This is a genomic window from Pseudonocardia sp. SID8383 (genome assembly GCF_009864975.1).
GTDB lineage: Bacteria > Actinomycetota > Actinomycetes > Mycobacteriales > Pseudonocardiaceae > Pseudonocardia > Pseudonocardia alni.
In genome coordinates this window covers 1-17,452 of sequence record NZ_WWFY01000142.1, presented here as the reverse complement: position 1 = coordinate 17,452, position 17,452 = coordinate 1, and the positions used below count along the sequence as shown (strand labels likewise).

Here is a 17,452-nt window from a genome sequence, read left to right as displayed (position 1 = left end):
CGGGCCTCCTCACCGGCGGCACCGGAGGCCGGACCACCCCCGCCCCCTGCCCCACCGGCTCGGGTGGCGCGGCCGATCCCGCGCCCGCCACCGGGAGCACCCCGGAGGCGGGCGGTGCGACCACCGACGGTGCGACGGCTGCCGAGGGCACCACCGCGGCGGCGAAGCTGGGCTGGGGCCGGCCGGTCCGCGCCGACGAGTTCGACAACGGCACGGACGGCTGGAGCATCTACGACGGCGCCGGGCACGCGGGCAACGGCCGTCGCACCCCGGACGCGGCCGCGGTGGCCGACGGCGTCCTGACGATCACCGGCGACAGCCAGGGCAACACCGCGGGCATGGCGTGGAAGGAGGGCTCCCAGCAGTACGGACGCTGGGAGGGGCGGGTGCGCGCGCCGGTCGGGGACCCGTCGTACAACGCCCTGCTTCTGCTCTGGCCCACCGCGGAGAACTGGCCCGAGGGCGGCGAGCTCGACTTCATGGAGATGATGGACCCCGAGCGGCAGAAGACCAACGCGTTCTTCCACTACGGCGCGGACAACTCCCAGGTCGAGGGCTCGGTCGAGATCGACGCGACGCAGTGGCACAACTGGGCCCTGGAGTGGACGCCGGACCGGATCACCGCCTACGTCGACGGCGAGAAGTGGTTCGAGACCACCGAACAGAAGGTGCAGCCGCCGGGGCCGATGCACCTGTGCATCCAGCTCGACTGGTTCCCCAAGGGCGGGTCGGGGAAGGAGACGCAGATGCAGGTCGACTGGGTCCGCCAGTACACCCTCGACGGGGGCGCCGCCGGCGGAGCGAACGGCGGAGCTGCGGACGGCGGCAGCGCCACCGGCAGCGGGGGGACCACGGGCTCGACCGGTTGAGTCCGACCATGATCACCGGTTGTGGAGTACGGAGGTACGCGAAGCGCACCCTGCGCTCCACAACCGTCGATCATGGAGCACCCGGCCGACCCCGCCGCGGGAGGTGGCCCGGACTTCTCAGCTCCCCCACAGCCGTCCCCTCCTAGGCTGCCGCCGACCCACCGTCGACGAGTGAGGAGGGGGTCGTGCCGGAACAGACGGAGCAGGAGCCCGAGCACGACCCCGAGGCACCGTCGCGACGCCGCTGGCCCGCCGTCGTCGGCATCGTGGCGGGTCTGGCCGTGCTGGCCGGTGTCGTCACCGTCGCCACCGACCCGTCGCTGCTCACCGGCTCCTCGACCCCGACGCCCGCACCGTCGGCCCCGGCGACGCCGCCGGGCCGGATGCACGACCAGGAACGCCCGAGCGAGGTCGGCGAGCTCGACCCCGCGTCGCGCTCGGACACCGAGGCGGCGGTGCGCAACGGCTGGCGTCTCACCGACCACGACGAGTTCGACGGCGCCGCGCTCGACCGCACGCGCTGGAGCCCGTACACCGGGGAGACCACCGGCGGCAACGGTCGGCACCTCGCGGAGAACATCTCCGTACGCAACGGTCAGCTCGTCCTGACCAGCCGGGGGCGCACGTCCGCCGGTCTGGCCTGGCGCGGCGGCCAGCAGTACGGCCGCTGGGAGATCCGGGCGAAGACCAACCCCGCCGTCGGCTACGGCGACGTGGCGCTGCTCTGGCCGGACGCCGAGGACTGGCCCGAGGGCGGCGAGCTCAACTTCATGGAGATCCCGAAGCCGCAGCGCAACGAGACGCACACGATCGTCCACTACGGCGAGGACAACAGCCAGGTCGGCAAGACCGTCCGCGGCGACTTCACGCAGTGGCACACCTACGCCGTCGAGTGGCTGCCCGACCGGGTCGTGTTCTACATCGACGGCGCCGAGGTCTTCCGCACCACCGATCCGGAGCAGATCCCGCCGCGGTCGATGCACCTGGCGATGCAGCAGGACATCGGCCCCTACGGCGACGACTGGATCCCCGCGCCGGACGCGACCACGCCGGACTCGCTCGACTTCCAGGTCGACTGGGTCCGCATCTACGCGCCCTGACCCGCTCGGCGGCGGATCGGGTGTGACTGGGGAAAGAAGGAGGCCCCGGACCCTGTGGGGTCCGGGGCCTTCTCCTGTCCCGAACTGACGCGCCGCTCCCACCACGAAGCGACGAGATTGAGGTTAGCCTAACCTTCGTCGCGGGCGCAAGCGCGGGTTCTCAGCCGAGCAGTTCCCGCAACGGTCCCACGCCGAAGTACCCCACGAACAGCACCGCCACGACCCACATCAGCGGGTGGACCTGCCGCGCGCGACCGGTGGCCGCGGCGAGCGCGACGTAGCTGATGAAACCGGCGCCGATGCCGTTCGCGATCGAGTAGGTGAACGGCATGACCGTGATCGTCAGGAACACCGGGATCGCGGTGCGCAGGTCGTCGAGCGAGACCGAGGTGATCTGGCGGAACATCAGCGCGCCGACGACGACCAGCGCCGGGGCCGCGGCCTCCACCGGGACGATCGCGTACAGCGGCGTGAAGAACATCGCCAGCAGGAACAGGACACCGGTCAGCACGTTGGCCAGACCGGTCCGTGCGCCCTCGGCGATGCCGGCCGCGGACTCCACGAAGATCGTGTTCGACGACGCCGACCCCACACCACCGGCGACCGCGCCCGCGCCCTCGACGACCAGCGCCTTCCCGACGTCCGGGAGCTTGTCGTCGGAGTCGGTCAGGCCCGCCTGGCGGCCGAGACCGGTGAGCGTGCCCATCGCGTCGAAGAAGTTCGCCAGCACCAGGGTGAAGATCAGCAGGACGACGGTGATGACGTCGAGCCGGGAGAACGCCCCGAGCGAGACCTGCCCGACCAGCGACAGGTCCGGCAGCCCGACGATCCGGTCCGGGATGGCGGGCACGGCCAGCGACCAGCCGCCGGGGTTGGTCGGGCCGCCGGGGCCGACCCGGACGATCGCCTCGACGACGATCGCGATGATCGTGTTCACCACGACGCCGATGAGGATGCCCGCACGGACACCGCGGGCGACGAGCACACCGACGATGATCAGTCCGACGACGAAGACGAACGTCGGCCAGGAGGCGATGGAGCCGCCGGTGCCCAGTCCGACCGGGACCGTGGTGTTGGCCGCGTCGGGCAGCCGGCGCACGAAGCCGGAGTCGACCAGGCCGATCAGCGCGATGAACGCGCCGATGCCGACCGCGATCGCCGTCTTGAGCTCGGTGGGGACGGCGTTGAACACCGCCGTCCGGAAGCCGGTCAGGGCGAGGATCACGATGATGACGCCGTTGATGACGACCAGGCCCATCGCCTCGGGCCAGGTCATCAGCGGCGCGATGGTCACCGCCAGCAGGGTGTTGATCCCCAGGCCGGTGGCGATCGCGAACGGGTAGTTCGCGACGACGCCGAAGATGATGGTCATCACGCCCGCGACCAGGGCGGTCACCGCGGCGACCTGCGCGACCGGGAGGATCCCGCCCAGCGCGTCGGCCTTGGCCGACGGGTCGCCCGGCGTGACGCTGCCGAGGATCAGCGGGTTCAGGACGATGATGTAGGCCATCGCCATGAACGTGACGAGACCCCCGCGTAGCTCGCGGGAGACGGTGGAGCCGCGCTCGGACACGCGGAACAGGCGCTCGATCACGGCGACACACTAGACGCGGTGCAACACTGCGGGTTCCGTCCGTGCACCGTTTAGGCTACGGCCCCGTGACGGCCCACGACAGCGAGCGCGCGAGCGACCCCCCGCCCCCGCCGCCGTTGCCGGCGCGCTTCTACGAGTCCCCGCCGGTGATCCTCGGCGGGATGCTGCTGTGGGCGGTCGGCGCGGGCGTCGCCGCCGCGGTCGTGATGGTCACCGGTTCCGGCTTCGGTCCCGCGGACGGCGCGGGGGCGTGGTTCTGGACCTGCATCGCCGGTGTCGGCGTCGGCCTGTTCGGCGCCGCGGTGTTCTCGGCGCAGCGGGCCGCCGCCCGCCGCGGGGACCGGTCGGCGCAGCGCGGCGTCGAGCCGAGGTAGGTCATAGGCTCATCGGCATGACCGCGAACGACCGTCCGACCGCCGTCGTCACCGGGGCCTCCTCCGGGATCGGCGCCGCCACCGCCCGTGCGCTCGGCGCCGCCGGCTTCCACGTCGTGCTGGGGGCCCGCCGGGTGGAGCGCTGCGAGGAGATCGCGAAGGAGATCGACGGCACCGCACTGTCCCTCGACGTCACCGACCGGGGGTCCGTCCGCGCGTTCGCCGACGCCGTGCCCGAGGCGAAGCTGCTGGTCAACAACGCCGGCGGCGCGAAGGGCCTGGAGCCCGTCGCCGACGCCGACGAGGACGACTGGCGCTGGATGTGGGAGACCAACGTCGCCGGCACGCTGCGTCTGACGCAGGCGTTCCTACCGAAGCTGCGGGCGTCGGGCGACGGGCACATCGTCACGGTGACCTCGATCGCCGCGCTGGACTTCTACGACAACGGCGCCGGCTACACCGGTGCCAAGCACGCCCAGGCGATGCTGCACCGCACCCTGCGCGGAGAGCTGCTCGGCGAGCCGATCCGGATCACCGAGATCTGCCCCGGCATGGTGGAGACCGAGTTCTCCGAGGTGCGGCTGGGCGACGCCGAGAAGGCGGCCAAGGTCTACGAGGGCCTGACCCCGCTGACCGCCGACGACGTCGCCGACACGATCGTCTTCGCCGCGACCCGGCCGTCGCACGTCAACCTGGACCAGCTCGTGCTCAAGCCGCGTGACCAGGCGTCGGGCACGCGGCGGCACCGGCGCTAGAGGGTCTCCTCCGACCGGCGGTTCTGGTCGGCGTCGTCACCGGGGCTCTCGCTCCGGGCGGCGCCGGCGATGCGCTCCTCGGACTCGCGCAGGATCTGCTCGGCACCGGGTTCGGTGCCCTCCTCCTCCGGGAGCGGGGTGGCACGGCTGGCGGCGCGGTCGTCGGGGACGCTCATGGCGGGCGGGTACCCGCTAGGACAGCGCCGACAACCCCTTCCACTTCTCCCAGGACAGCGTCCAGTCCCACAGGTCGCCGTCGCGGGCGGAGAGCTGCACGGGGGTGCCGGTGACCTCGACCGGGTCGCCGTAGAGGACGGAGTCGTAGTACGCCTTGGCGTTCTCGACCGACAGGTTCACGCAGCCGTGGGTGACGTTCGCGGCCCCCTGCGCGGCGGCCGACACCGGGTTGGCGTGGATGAACTCGCCGTTGTTGCTCATCCGGACGGCCCACTTCTCGACGACGTCGTAGCCGTACTGCTGCGAGACCATCCGCTTGTCGGTGAACTTCTCGGTGACGACGTGGATGCCCGAGCGCGTGTTGCGGTTCGGGTCGTCGGCCAGGCCGTAGGACGCCGGGTAGTCCGCGATCTGCTTGCCGTCCCGGATCACGATCATCCGGAACGATCGGGCGTCGGCCTCGACGATCTGGGCGCGGCCGATCGCGAACGACGTGGTCAGGTCCTCGGCGCCGTAGCTGCCGCCGCCGTAGTCGACGCCCTTGAGCGGCGCGTCCACGGTCACCTTCGTGCCCGACGGCCAGTACTCCTTCGGCCGCCAGTGCACGCGCGAGCCGCCGTTCTCGTCGGGCAGCCAGCCCCACGCGCCCTCGACCTCCTTCGAGGTCGTGACCTCCAGGACCTTCTCGATCGCGGCGCGGTCCTCGACGTGCCGGTCGAACTGGATCTCGATCGGCGCCGCGATGCCGACGGTGCGGTCGTCGCCGATGTTCAGGGTGCCGCGCACGGTGTGGACGGGCTCCAGCGTCGCGACGGTGCCCTGCACAGGGGTCGCCGTGCCGTCCGGTGCGACGGCGCGCCCGTGCCAGGTGTAGGTGGAGGCGAAGTCCAGATCACCGCTGCTGGTCCAGGTGGTGCGGTCCGGGGACAGCGCGCCGTCGACGGCGTCGCCGTCCGGGCCGGTCAGCGACACCCCGTCCAGCGTGCCGCCCGCCGCGCGGACCGAGACCGGCTGTGCCGGGTTCGCCGACGACGCCGACGCGGCCGGCTGGTAGCTCACCTGTGGCCCGGCCGGGGCCGGGGCGGCCTGCGGCACCGCCGGGTCCTGCGGCGAGGCCGCGAGGGCCACCGCCCCGACGACGCCCAGCGCGCCGATCAGCACCACCACGACGATCAGTACCCGTCGCAACCGTTCCCCCGCGTACTCGATCTCCTGCGATGCGCACCGACCGTACGCCGGGATCCGGTCCACGTGATCGGCAGGAGGACGGTGCTCCCCCGTGCGGCGCAACGCGAACCGGACGTCGATGTACAGAGGGTGTCAGACGGTGCAGTCCACCAGCACCGGTTCGGGATGCAGGGTGACGCCGAACCGCTCGGCGACGCCGCCCTGCACCTCACGGGCCAGGGCCAGCAGGTCGGCCGTCGTCCCGTCGCCGCGGTGGGTCAGGGCCAGGACGTGCCGCGTCGACAGCGACACCCGGCCGCCGGGGCCGGCGTGCCCGCGGCCGAACCCGGCGTTCTGGATCAGCCCGGCGGCGCTGAGCTTGACCCGGCCCTCTCCCGCGGGCCACGCGGCCAGGCCGTCGACCTGCGGCGCCCGGTCCGTGGGCAGGATCGGGTTGGTGAAGAACGAGCCGGCCGACCAGGTGTCGTGGTCCTCGGCGTCGAGGACCATGCCCTTGCCACGGCGCAGCCCGAGCACCGCCTCACGGACGGCGGCCGGATCGGTCCGCGTCTCCGGGTCGACGCCGAGGGTGCGGGCGAGTTCGCCGTAGCGGATCGGGGCGGAGCGGCCGTCGGCGTGCAGCGCGAAGCGCACCCGCAGGACGATCGCGTCGTCGCTGCCCTTGAGGACGCTCGTGCGGTAGGCGAGCCCCAGTTCGGAGGCGGGCACGTGCTCGCGGACGGTGCCGGTGCGCCGGTCGTAGAGGTCGACGTCGACGAGCTGGTCGGCGACCTCGACGCCGTAGGCGCCCACGTTCTGCACCGGGGTCGCGCCGGTCCGCCCGGGGATACCGGACAGGCACTCCAGCCCGCCGAGCCCGTCGGCGACGGTCGCGGCGACGACGTCGTCCCAGTCCTCACCGGCCTCGACGGTCAGCAGCACCCGGTCGCCGTCGCGCTCGTGGCCGATCCCGCGCCCCGCCAGCAGCACGGCGGTCCCGTCGAACCCGGCGTCGGCGACGACGAGGTTCGACCCGCCGCCCACCAGCAGCACCCGTTCCCCGGCCCGGTCGGCCGCGGCGACGGCGTCGACCACCTCGGCCGCGCCCTCGGCGCGCACGATGCGGGAGGCCGGTCCGCCGAGGCGCAGTGTGGTGTGCGCACTGAGCATCGGGTCGACCGTTGTCGGAGCGGGGGAACTCACGACCGCAACGGTAGCCTTCGCCCATGCCGCGCTCGATCGACTACCGCGCAACGTCCGCGCACCCGGCCTCGAAGGTCTACGCGGCGATGGTCGACCGCGATCTCCTGGAGGAGCAGCTGCGTCACATCGGCGGCCCCGGGGCCGGGGTGACCGCCTACGAGACCACCGCCGACGGCGTCCGCTACACACTGCGGCACGGGATCCCGGGCGAGCACCTGCCGTCGATCGTGTCGTCGTTCGTACCCGGCGGGGACCTGCAGATCGACCGCAGCGAGCAGTGGCGGGCCGGCAGCGAGGGCGTCTACGACGGCACCGGCTCCGTGAAGGTCATCGGCACCCCCGCCACCGCACGGTCGGTGATGCGGATCGCCGACGTCGACGGCGGCAGCGAGGTCCGGATCCGGGCCGAGGTCACGGTCAAGGTCCCGCTGGTGGGTGCGAAGATCGAGCAGGCGGTCGCCGGGCAGATCGAGCAGCTGCTCGCCGCCGAGACCCAGTTCACCCTCTCCCGGATCTCCTGATGTCCCACTACGTGATCACCCTGTCCTGCCCGGACCGCACCGGCATCGTCGCGCGGATCAGCACGTTCCTCGCCGACCTCGGCGCCTCGATCACCGAGGCCGCGTACCACGCCGACGTCGAGGCCGGGGTGTTCTGCACCCGCCAGGTCGTCGACGCCGCGTCGGTCCCCTTCGACGTCGACGAGCTCCGCGCCCGGTTCGCCCCGGTCGCCGCCGAGCTGGGCGGTGAGCACCGCATCTCCGACACCGGCGTCCGCAAGCGCGCCGTGCTGCTGGTGACCCGCGACCAGCACTGCCTGCACGACATCCTCGGCCGGGTGTGGGCGGGCGAGCTGCCGGTGGAGATCACCCGCGTGATCGGCAACCACACGTCGCTGGAGCCGGTCGTCGCCGCGCACGGGGTGCCGTTCCACCACGTACCCTTCCCCGCGCCCGGCGACCCGGCCCGCGAGCAGGGCAAGGTCACCGCGTTCGAGGAGATCCGCAAGCTCGTCGACGACGACTCCCCCGACGCGATCGTCCTCGCCCGCTTCATGCAGGTCCTGCCCGCGCACCTGTGCGAGGCCTGGGCCGGGCGGGCGATCAACATCCACCACAGCTTCCTGCCGTCCTTCGCCGGGGCGCGGCCCTACCACCAGGCCCACCGGCGCGGGGTCAAGCTGATCGGCGCGACCTGCCACTACGCGACCGCCGACCTCGACGCGGGCCCGATCATCGAGCAGGACGTCGCCCGCGTCGACCACGGGGACACCGCGACCGACATGGTGCGACGGGGACGCGACATCGAGCGTCTGGTGCTGGCCCGGGGGCTGCGGTGGCACCTGGAGGACCGGGTGCTGATCCAGGGCAACCGGACCGTCGTCTTCCGCTGAGCCCGCAGCCCTGCCGCCCGGCCCGGCCGGGTCGGGTCGGGTCGCGCGCAGCGGAATGTCGCCGAGATGCATCTCAGCGGGAATTGTGGATCTCCGTGGCCCGCTGAGCTGCATCTCGGCGTACGTCCTTCGTTCGCGATGGCGACGGAGTCCGGCCGATCCGGTCCGACGGCCGGGGCAGCCGGCGCACGATCAGCACGTGACGATCCCCGGATGGCCCGAGGTGTTCCGCGGGACCGCGGCCGTGGCGGCGGGTCTCGTCACCCCCGACCTCCTGCGCGGGCCCCGCTACCGCCGGCTGCTCCCGGACACCTACGCGCCGGCCGACCTGCGCCCCGACCTACGGCTCCGCTCGCTCGCGGCGCACTGCTGGGCCGGGCCGGACGCCGTGCTCAGCGGGTACTCGGCCGCCGAGCTGCTCGGCGCGTCGTGCGCCCCGTGGGCTGCACCGGCCGAGGTGACCGTCGGCGCGGCGCACCCCGGAGCCCGCTCCCGTGAGGGTGTGCTCGTCCGTCGCGACGTCCTGCCCCCGGACGAGGTGACCGAGGTCCGCGGCGTACGGGTCACCACGCGTGTCCGCACCGCGTTCGACCTGGCGCGGCGTCTGTCACCGACCGAGGGTGTCGTCGCCGTCGACGCGCTGTCCCGCGGATCGTTCGCCCCGGACGTGCTGCTGAACCTCGCGGTCCGGCACGCCCACGCCCGGGGTGTCCGGCGGGTCGTCGACGCGTCGGTGTGGGCCGACCCGCGCGCCGGATCCCCGCCCGAGACCCGGCTCCGGCTGGTCCTCGTCCGGGGTGGCCTCCCGCGGCCGGTGCCCCAGCACCCGGTCCTCGACGACGTCCGGCGCACGGCGCTGTGGCTGGACCTGGCCTACCCGGACCACCACCTCGGCGTCGAGTACGACGGCGGCGGCCACTTCGCGACGCCCGAGGCGGCCCGCGCCGACGCACAACGGCACACCCGGCTCGTCGCGGCGGGGTGGCGGGTGCTGCGCTACACCGCCCCGGACATGCACCGACGGCCCGACGAGATCGTCGCCGAGGTGGGCCAGGCCCTCGACCGCACTCGCCGAGATGCAGCTCAGCGGGCCGTGGAGATCGACAGTTCCCGCTGAGCTGCATCTCGGCGAACTTCCCGTAGGAACAGCTGCGCGAGGACGGGCGCTCGCGACGCGCGGAGCGGGGCGTACCGGCGGGGCGCGCACACGACGGCGCCCGCCCCGCGTGCTGCGGAACGGGCGCCGGATCGTACGGCTCACGCCGTGGGTCGGACGGAGATCAGGCCGCGGACTGCTCGGCCGTCGCCGCGTCGTGGGCGGGCTCCAGGGCGATCGCCAGGACCTCGGAGACGTCGGCGACCGGGTGCACCCGCAGCTCCTCGCGGACCGCGGCCGGGACGTCGTCCAGGTCCGGCTCGTTGCGCTTCGGGATGATCACGTCGGTCAGCCCGGCCCGGTGCGCGGCGAGCAGCTTCTGCTTCACCCCGCCGATGGGCAGGACCTTGCCCTGCAGCGTCACCTCGCCGGTCATGCCGACCGAGCTCCGGACGGAACGCCCGGAGGCCAGCGACGCCAGCGCCGTCGTCATCGTGACGCCGGCGGACGGGCCGTCCTTCGGGACCGCACCGGCCGGGACGTGCACGTGCAGCTTGCGCGACGCGAGGTCACCGGCCAGCCCGCGCGAGCGCAGGTAGGACAGCGCGATCGAGACGGACTCGGTCATCACCTCGCCCAGCTGCCCGGTGATCTGCAGGCCCGGCTCGCCGTCCATCGAGGTGGCCTCGATGAACAGCACGTCACCACCGGCACCGGTCACCGCCAGCCCGGTCGCGACGCCCGGCACCGAGGTCCGCTCGGCGGACTCCGGCGTGAACCGCGGACGGCCGAGGTAGGTGACGAGCGCGTCGGCGTCGACGTGCACCGGGCGCTCGGTCTCCGACGCGTCCAGCTGGACGGCCACCTTCCGCAGCACCTTCGCCAGGCCCCGCTCCAGCTGCCGGACCCCGGCCTCCCGGGTGTACTCGGCGGCGATCATCGACAGCGCGACGTCGGTGAACTCGACGTCGCCGTCGTCGAGACCGGCCTTGGCGACCTGGCGCGGCAGCAGGTGGTCACGGGCGATCGCGACCTTCTCCGGCTCGGTGTAGCCGTCGAGCGTCACGATCTCCATGCGGTCGGCCAGCGGGCCGGGGATCCCGGAGCCGTCGTTCGCCGTCGCCAGGAACAGGACGTTCGACAGGTCGAGGTCGACCTCCAGGTAGTGGTCGCGGAACGTGTGGTTCTGCGCCGGGTCGAGGACCTCCAGCAGCGCCGCGGTCGGGTCACCGCGGAAGTCGCTGCCGACCTTGTCGATCTCGTCGAGCAGCACGACGGGATTCATCGAGCCGGCCTCGCGGATGGCGCGGACGATCCGGCCGGGCAGCGCGCCGACGTAGGTGCGCCGGTGACCGCGGATCTCCGCCTCGTCCCGGACGCCGCCGAGCGCGACGCGGACGAAGTTCCGGCCGAGCGCGCGGGCGACCGACTCCCCCAACGACGTCTTGCCGACGCCGGGCGGGCCGACCAGCGAGAGCACCGCGCCCGAGCCGCGGCCGCCGACGGTGTCGAGGCCCTTGCGCTCGCGGCGGGCGCGCACGGCGAGGAACTCGACGAGGCGCTCCTTCACGTCGTCGAGACCGGCGTGGTCGGCGTCGAGGATGCGACGGGCCTCCACGAGGTCCGACGAGTCGGTGGTCGCGGTGCTCCACGGGATGTCGAGGACGGTGTCGAGCCAGGTCCGGATCCAGCCGGACTCCGGGCTCTGGTCCGAGGAACGTTCCAGCTTGCCGACCTCGGTCAGCGCGGCCTTGCGGACCTCGTCGGGCAGGTCGGCGGCCTCCACGCGGGCGCGGTAGTCGTCGGAGCCCTCCGGGTCGTCCTCACCGAGCTCCTTGCGGATCGCGGCGAGCTGCTGGCGGAGCAGGAACTCGCGCTGCTGCTTCTCCATGCCCTCGCGGACGTCGTTCGAGATCTTCTCGGTGACCTCCTGCTCGGCGACGTGCTCCTTGGTCCAGCCCAGGAGCTTCTCCAGCCGGGCGTCGAGGTCGGTCTCGGCGAGCAGCTCGGCCTTGTGCGCGACGTCCAGCCACGACGCCCACCCGGCGAGGTCGGCGAGCGCGCCCGGGTCGTCGGTCTGCTGCACGGAGTCGATGACCTGCCAGGCCCCCCGCTGCTGCAGGATCCCGACCACCAGAGCCTTGTACTCGCGGGCGAGCTCGTGGGTGCGGCCGGTGGGCTCGCCGGCGTCGACCGGCTCGGCCTCGACCCAGAGCGCCGCGCCGGGGCCGGAGACCCCCGACCCGATGCGGGCGCGCCGCTCACCCCGCACGACGGCGGCCCGGTCCCCGTTGGGGAGCCTGCCGATCTGCTCGAGCACGGCGACGACGCCGATGGCGCCGTAGCGGCCGTCGATGCGGGGCACGACGAGCACCCGTCTCCCGTCGTCGCGGTCCTGGGCCGCGGCGGTGGCCGCGTCCACCGCGGCACGGGTGTCGGAGTCGTCGAGACGGACGGGGACGACCATGCCGGGCAGGACCACGGCGTCATCGAGGGGCAGGACCGGGAGCGTCAGCACGTCACTCATGTCCTGCCCAACCACGCGGAGGGTCCTCCGCTTCCCGGAGTTGAGTCGTGTCCGCTCAGGGCGAACGCGGACACCGGAGCACGTGACGGCGGCCGTGGGCACACCGCGTACCGCGGGGCCACCGATGCGTGACCGGGTCGTGCTCGGGACCGTAGGCCATCCCGGTCAGGGCGACGGCGGGACGGCGACGGGCTCCGCGAGCAGGTCAGGCCGGTCCAGCGCCGGGACGGTTGTGAGCGTCCCGAGGACCGGGGGGTTCACCAGCGCGGTCCGCCGCCCTGCACCTCCATCACCGCGGGCTTGACGTCGACCAGGTAGACCAGCGTCGCGACGGTGGCGGCCAGCCAGAACATGGCACCGCCGAACATCGGGCCGTTCGTGATGATCAGAAGCAGCAGCGCGACGCCGGTGATGCCCAGCCAGGCGTTCTTGGTGAGCTTGCCCGCCGCGGTGAAGGCGTCCGCACGTTGCATCAGTGCGTGCCCGAACGAGAACCCGCCGACCACCACCATGATCCACTTGATCACGAAGATGATCAGTTCATCGGGGGCACCTGGCAGTGACAACACCCGGCCAGAGTACGGACAACCCGGGCGCCGGTCACGTCCGGCGCCGGATCCGGGCGGGACGATCCGCATCCGCACACGACGGCGCCCCCGGCCGATCGGGATCGGCCGGGGGCGCGGGTCGTACTCACCGGGCACGGGGCCCGGCGGGTGTCACTTCTTGGCCGACGCCGTCGAGGTGCCGCGGCGGGTGGTCGGCTTGCGAGCCGGGACCTTCGCGCCGGTGGCGGTCTTCGGGTCGGTCTTGGCGGCGGTGCGGCGCGCGGTCGAACGCGTGGTCGACGCGACCTCGTCGCCGGCCTCCTCGATCGCCTCGGCGGCCTCCTTCGAGACCTCGGTGACGGCCTCGGCGGCCTCGCTCGCGGCGGTCTGGGCGCGGCGGGCGACCTTCTCACCGACCGAGCGGGTCTGCGTGGTGACCGTACCCAGGGTCTTGACGGCGACGTCGTGGGTCTCGTCCACGAACTCGTCGACGCGGGTGTCGAACTTCTCGGTCAGACCCTCGACGGTCGCGATGGCCTGCTTGACCTGCGGCTGCTTGCGGATCCGGCCCCAGGCCTTCTCACCGCGCTGGGCGAACCCGACGTAGACGCCCTCGACCTCGGAGCGGAACTCCTCGACCTGCTTGCGGATGTTGTCCGAGGACAGCTTGCCGCGGAGCTCCTTGAGCTCGTCGGGGAGCTCCTGGACACGGGTCTGCACCTCCTCGGCGCGCTTGGTGGCGGTGGAGCGGGCGTCGGTGACGGCCTTGCTCACGGTGGTGACGGCGAAGTCGCCGGCGCCGAGCACGGCGAGCAGCGGGGTGCGGACGACCTCGGCCTGCTCGGCGGTCTGCTCGCGCAGCTTCTGCACGTCGGCGCTGGTGGGGAGGTTCACGGCCATGGTGATCACTTCCTCGTATCGGTGGGGGTGTCGGTGGTGCCGGCAGAGAGGCCGTTCTCCCTGCGAAAGGACTCGTAGACGTCGAGCAGCACACGTTTCTGCCGCTCGTTGAGAGTCGGATCGGTGAGCACCGCGTCGGTCACCTGACCGGCGGGCCGCTCCTCGAGGATCCCGGCGCGGACGTACAGCGCCTCGGCGGAGATCCGCAGCCCCTTGGCGATCTGCTGCAGTATCTCGGCGGACGGCTTGCGCAGTCCGCGCTCGACCTGGCTGAGATACGGGTTGCTGACGCCCGCGGTGCGGGCCAGCTGCCGCATGGAGACCTGGGCGGCCTCGCGCTGGGCGCGGATGTAGGACCCGATGTCCTCCACCGCGTGCCCCACGGTCTGACCGACGCTCTCGACGGCCTGCGCGACGCGCTCGACGGGTTCGACGGACTCACGCTCTCCGTGCTTGCGCTCGGTGGCCATCCGTCTCACCTCCGTCTCGATCCGTTCCTCACTGACGGAACCGACCGTACGCGGCACTGCTAGCTCCTGCAAGCACAGTGCTAGCGCTGGTCACGTGGCGTGCGCCACGTCGGTGACGGTCCGGTGACAGTGCGATGTCATCCGGGGACACCCGACCGATCACCCGATGACGAGCTCCCCCACGGCGTGGATGACCAGGCCGGCGAGCGCCCCCACGACGGTGCCGTTGATCCGGATCCACTGCAGGTCGCGGCCCACCTGGAGCTCGATCTTGCGCGAGGTCTCCTCCGCGTCCCAGCGGGCGACGGTCTCGGTGATCAAGGTGGTGATCTGGTGCCGGTAGTGCCGCACGACGTACGACGCAGCGTCCGCCAGCCAGCCGTCGAGCTTCGCGCGCAGCTCGGCGTCGCGGCCCAGTCTCCGCCCGAAGGCCATGAGGCCGTCGCGCACGCGCAGGCGCAGCTCGTTCGACGGGTCGTCGGCGGCGTCGAGGACCATGGACTTCACGACCGTCCAGGCGCGGCCGATGAAGTGCTGCACCTCCGGATGCTCGACGACCTGGCGCTTGACCTGCTCGGCGCGCTCCATCGTCGTCTCGTCGTGCTGCAGGTCGCGGGCGAACTCCGCGAGGTAGCGGTCGACGGCGTGCCGCAGCGGGTGCTCCGGGTCGGTCTTGACGGCCCAGGCGTAGCCGCGGATCTCGGCGAACAGCTTGTCGGCCACGAGGTCGTCGACGAAGCGCGGGGTCCAGGACGGCGCGCGGTCGTGCACCACCCGCAGGACCATCTCCTGGTTGTCGGCGACCCAGTCGTAGGCGCGGTCGCAGACGAGGTCGACCAGCCTGCGGTGGGCGCCGTCGGCCAGGACGCCCTCCAGCGCCTTGCCCATCGGCGGACCGACCGGAATCTCCATCAGCTTGCGGACCGCGACGGTCTCGATGACGTTCTGCACGTCCTCGTCGCGCAGCACGGTCACGAGGGCCCGCGCGGCGGTGACCAGCTCGGTGGTGATCCGGTCGGCGTTCTGCTGCTCGGCGATCCACCGCCCGACCGACTCGCTGACCCCGATCCGCTCGAGCTTGTCGCGGACGACGGACTCGGACAGGAAGTTCTCCCCGACGAAGTCGCCGAGGCTGTCACCGATCATGTCCTTCTTGCGCGGGATGATCGCGGTGTGCGGGATCGGGATCCGCAACGGGTGCCGGAACAGCGCGGTCACCGCGAACCAGTCGGCGAGCGCACCGACCATGCCGGCCTCGGCGGCGGCCCGGACATAGTCCGCCCCGGGGACACCGCGGACGACCTCGAAGTACTTCGCGACGAAGAACACGACCGTCGCGCCGAGGAGGAACCCGGTGGCGACGGCCTTCATGCGCCGCAGGTCGCGCCGCTTCTGTTCGTCACCGGGGCCGAAGCCGCCGAGGGGGACGTCAGGAACGGACCCGATGGTGCGGTCCCGCTGCGGGACGGGGGTCGGGCGCTCCGGCGCGCGGGAGGTCTGCACACACCCATAGTGCCCGGGGACACCGACAACGGGCGCCGGGGGCGCGCGGTACGGGTCCCCGGCCGGGTCCGGGGGATGTCCCGCCGGACCCGGCCGTGGCCGGTGGAGCGGCTGCGCGGCGAGGGAGAAGTGCCCCCTCGGGCGCCGCTTCCGGTGCGCACCGCCCGGCCGCTCCCGGCGTCCCGCGGAGACCTGCGGAGACGACATCGGGACGGATTCGGGCGGGCGGTACGCGGTCGCGCGGGCCGGATCCTCGGTTCCGTCCGGGCCGCGCGGGAGGGTCAGCGCCGCAGGGCGCTCGGGACGCCGGGCTGCTCGGCCCGCGCCTCCTGCTCGTCGGGCAGGGACTGCTCACTGCCGCGACGGCGAACCGCGTCGCAGACCGCTTCGACGACGACCGCGGCCTCGGGCACCCGGTAGCCGACCCGCGCCGGGGCCACGCGCCACTGCACCCAGCCCTCGGGACGCTCGGTCGGCGGGGCGACGACGCCGATGCCGTCGGTGTGCAGCACGACGTCGGTGTGCAGGCTCAGCTCGGCCGGGAGCGCGTGCCGCGGGCTCATCGGGAACCACCAGGTGCCCTCGGGCGTCGCGGCGACCGGCACGACCTCGCCGGCCTCACGCAGCGTCCGGCAGACCTGCCGACCGATGGCCGCCGGGACCTCGACCACGTCGAGCACGTCGCCCGTCGCGAGCATGACCTCCGCGCCCGGCCCCGGCACGAGCGGCCAACCGTGGTCGGCGTACTCGCGAGCAGCCGCTCGCAGCTCCGCGCCGTAGACGGCTCGGTAGCTGTCCCACCAGGACATGGAGGTCACTTCCTTCCGCTTGCGCGACAACCCCTGTGGTGCCGCTTTCCCTGTGAAGTACACCACCAGGATCGGGCTCCGTGCACGAGTTCGCGAGGGGTGCGCGGCGAGGGTGCGCAGCGGCGAGACGAGCGGGGAACGCCGACCGCACGGCGTCGCGGCCACCGGTGAACGGCGGGTGACCGGGCCCAGCGGACCGACGACCGGTGGCAACCCCGCCGCCGTCCGGCGCAACGCCGGTCGTCGTACCGCTCGACATGCCTCGTGCGTCGATTGTCTTTATCATCGAGATGGTTGCGACGATCGGAAGGACTGGACATGGCGTCGACGACGGCGAGGGCGGGCCGCACGGCAGGCCCGGCCACCGGGATGGACACGGCACGCACCTGGGCGGTGCTCGCCGCGGCGGTACTGCAGGCGGTGGCGGGCTCGCTCGGCGGCAGCGGGACGTTCGGGGAGTCGCAGCGGGTGCTCAGCGACCGCTACCCCTCACTGGTCACCCCGGCGACGGTGGCGTTCTCCGTGTGGGGCCTCATTTACCTGGCCCTGCTCGTGTACGCGGTGTACCAGTCGCTGCCCGGGCAGCGGTCGCGCCCGGTGCACCGGGCGACCGGCTGGCTGTTCGTGGCGACGGCGGCGCTCAACGCGGGCTGGATCGTCGTGTTCTCCCAGGAGCTCCTGGGCACCGCGCAGCTGCTGATCGTGGCACTGCTGGTGACCCTGGCCGTGGTGCTGCACCGGCTCGCCGCGTTCCCCGCCGAGGGAGTGGCCGACCGGGCACTCCTGCACGGCCCGCTGGCCTTCTACACGGGCTGGGTGTCACTCGCGACCGTGGCCGGGTTCTCGGTGACGCTGACCTACTGGGGCGCGCCGCTCGGCCCGGTGACGGCCGCGGCGCTCCTCGGTGCCGGCGTGCTGGCCGCGGGCGTCGCGACCCGGCGGACGACGGCGACGCTGCCCTACGCGG

Annotated in this window: 18 protein-coding genes; 8 read left to right on the top strand and 10 right to left on the bottom strand. The window is 72.9% G+C overall.

Annotated features, from left to right (window positions below):
- Both GTW08_RS03665 and GTW08_RS03660 read left to right on the top strand, forming a co-directional pair.
- Positions 1-869, top strand: an 869-nt coding sequence (locus GTW08_RS03665; RefSeq protein ID WP_161151408.1) for a glycoside hydrolase family 16 protein, incomplete at its 5' end; no start/stop codon positions are given.
- A 185-nt stretch (positions 870-1,054) separates the two neighbouring features.
- Complete coding sequence (locus GTW08_RS03660) at positions 1,055-1,969, top strand: glycoside hydrolase family 16 protein (protein WP_073577877.1); 915 nt, start codon at positions 1,055-1,057, stop codon at positions 1,967-1,969.
- Positions 1,970-2,129: 160 nt separating this feature from the next.
- On the opposite strand, the gene GTW08_RS03655 is transcribed toward GTW08_RS03660, so the two are convergent.
- A complete protein-coding gene (locus tag GTW08_RS03655) occupies positions 2,130-3,563 on the bottom strand; it encodes an NCS2 family permease (protein ID WP_073577878.1) in 1,434 nt (477 codons plus the stop codon).
- A 65-nt stretch (positions 3,564-3,628) separates the two neighbouring features.
- On the opposite strand from GTW08_RS03655, the gene GTW08_RS03650 reads away from it, so the two are divergent.
- The gene (locus GTW08_RS03650; protein WP_083659035.1) at positions 3,629-3,937 is read left to right on the top strand and encodes a DUF2530 domain-containing protein; all 309 of its coding nucleotides are present in this window, start codon (positions 3,629-3,631) and stop codon (positions 3,935-3,937) included.
- A gap of 17 nt (positions 3,938-3,954) precedes the next feature.
- Positions 3,955-4,692 carry an SDR family NAD(P)-dependent oxidoreductase gene (locus GTW08_RS03645; RefSeq protein WP_073577879.1) on the top strand — a complete coding sequence of 246 codons (738 nt, stop codon included), beginning with the start codon at positions 3,955-3,957 and terminating at the stop codon, positions 4,690-4,692.
- On the opposite strand, the gene GTW08_RS03640 is transcribed toward GTW08_RS03645, so the two are convergent.
- The 3 genes from GTW08_RS03640 to GTW08_RS03630 form a co-directional block, all read right to left on the bottom strand.
- The gene (locus GTW08_RS03640; protein WP_073577880.1) at positions 4,689-4,868 is read right to left on the bottom strand and encodes a hypothetical protein; all 180 of its coding nucleotides are present in this window, start codon (positions 4,866-4,868) and stop codon (positions 4,689-4,691) included. The genes GTW08_RS03645 and GTW08_RS03640 overlap by 4 nt on opposite strands.
- A gap of 16 nt (positions 4,869-4,884) precedes the next feature.
- A complete protein-coding gene (locus tag GTW08_RS03635) occupies positions 4,885-6,057 on the bottom strand; it encodes a L,D-transpeptidase (protein ID WP_073577935.1) in 1,173 nt (390 codons plus the stop codon).
- Positions 6,058-6,189: 132 nt separating this feature from the next.
- Positions 6,190-7,206 carry a UDP-N-acetylmuramate dehydrogenase gene (locus tag GTW08_RS03630; protein WP_202416344.1) on the bottom strand — a complete coding sequence of 339 codons (1,017 nt, stop codon included), beginning with the start codon at positions 7,204-7,206 and terminating at the stop codon, positions 6,190-6,192.
- 56 nt (positions 7,207-7,262) lie between these two features.
- Between GTW08_RS03630 and GTW08_RS03625 the strand changes: the two genes are divergently transcribed.
- The 3 genes from GTW08_RS03625 to GTW08_RS03615 all read left to right on the top strand — a co-directional run bounded on the left by GTW08_RS03625 (position 7,263) and on the right by GTW08_RS03615 (position 9,749).
- A complete protein-coding gene (locus tag GTW08_RS03625) occupies positions 7,263-7,760 on the top strand; it encodes a DUF2505 domain-containing protein (RefSeq protein ID WP_073577882.1) in 498 nt (165 codons plus the stop codon).
- The gene (purU, locus tag GTW08_RS03620) at positions 7,760-8,632 is read left to right on the top strand and encodes a formyltetrahydrofolate deformylase (protein WP_073577883.1); all 873 of its coding nucleotides are present in this window, start codon (positions 7,760-7,762) and stop codon (positions 8,630-8,632) included. Before GTW08_RS03625 ends, purU begins: the two co-directional genes overlap by 1 nt.
- 199 nt (positions 8,633-8,831) lie before the next feature.
- Positions 8,832-9,749 carry a DUF559 domain-containing protein gene (locus GTW08_RS03615; protein WP_083659036.1) on the top strand — a complete coding sequence of 306 codons (918 nt, stop codon included), beginning with the start codon at positions 8,832-8,834 and terminating at the stop codon, positions 9,747-9,749.
- A gap of 163 nt (positions 9,750-9,912) precedes the next feature.
- Here the strand turns inward: GTW08_RS03615 and lon are convergent, their stop codons facing one another.
- The 6 genes from lon to GTW08_RS03585 form a co-directional block, all read right to left on the bottom strand.
- Positions 9,913-12,255 carry an endopeptidase La gene (lon, locus tag GTW08_RS03610; protein ID WP_202416343.1) on the bottom strand — a complete coding sequence of 781 codons (2,343 nt, stop codon included), beginning with the start codon at positions 12,253-12,255 and terminating at the stop codon, positions 9,913-9,915.
- A gap of 257 nt (positions 12,256-12,512) precedes the next feature.
- A complete protein-coding gene (locus GTW08_RS03605; RefSeq protein WP_073577938.1) occupies positions 12,513-12,821 on the bottom strand; it encodes a DUF2516 family protein in 309 nt (102 codons plus the stop codon).
- 153 nt (positions 12,822-12,974) lie between these two features.
- Entirely contained in the window at positions 12,975-13,703 is a 729-nt protein-coding gene (locus GTW08_RS03600; protein WP_073577939.1) for a hypothetical protein, read from the bottom strand.
- Between the two features lie 5 nt (positions 13,704-13,708).
- The gene (locus GTW08_RS03595) at positions 13,709-14,173 is read right to left on the bottom strand and encodes a helix-turn-helix domain-containing protein (RefSeq protein ID WP_062399838.1); all 465 of its coding nucleotides are present in this window, start codon (positions 14,171-14,173) and stop codon (positions 13,709-13,711) included.
- Positions 14,174-14,332: 159 nt separating this feature from the next.
- Positions 14,333-15,544 (bottom strand): DUF445 domain-containing protein, encoded by a 1,212-nt coding sequence (locus GTW08_RS03590; RefSeq protein ID WP_202416345.1) that lies wholly within the window; start codon positions 15,542-15,544, stop codon positions 14,333-14,335.
- A gap of 413 nt (positions 15,545-15,957) precedes the next feature.
- Entirely contained in the window at positions 15,958-16,650 is a 693-nt protein-coding gene (locus tag GTW08_RS03585; protein WP_337826654.1) for a bifunctional DNA primase/polymerase, read from the bottom strand.
- A gap of 153 nt (positions 16,651-16,803) precedes the next feature.
- On the opposite strand from GTW08_RS03585, the gene GTW08_RS03580 reads away from it, so the two are divergent.
- On the top strand, positions 16,804-17,452 hold a 649-nt coding region (locus GTW08_RS03580), incomplete at its 3' end, for a TspO/MBR family protein (RefSeq protein ID WP_161151407.1).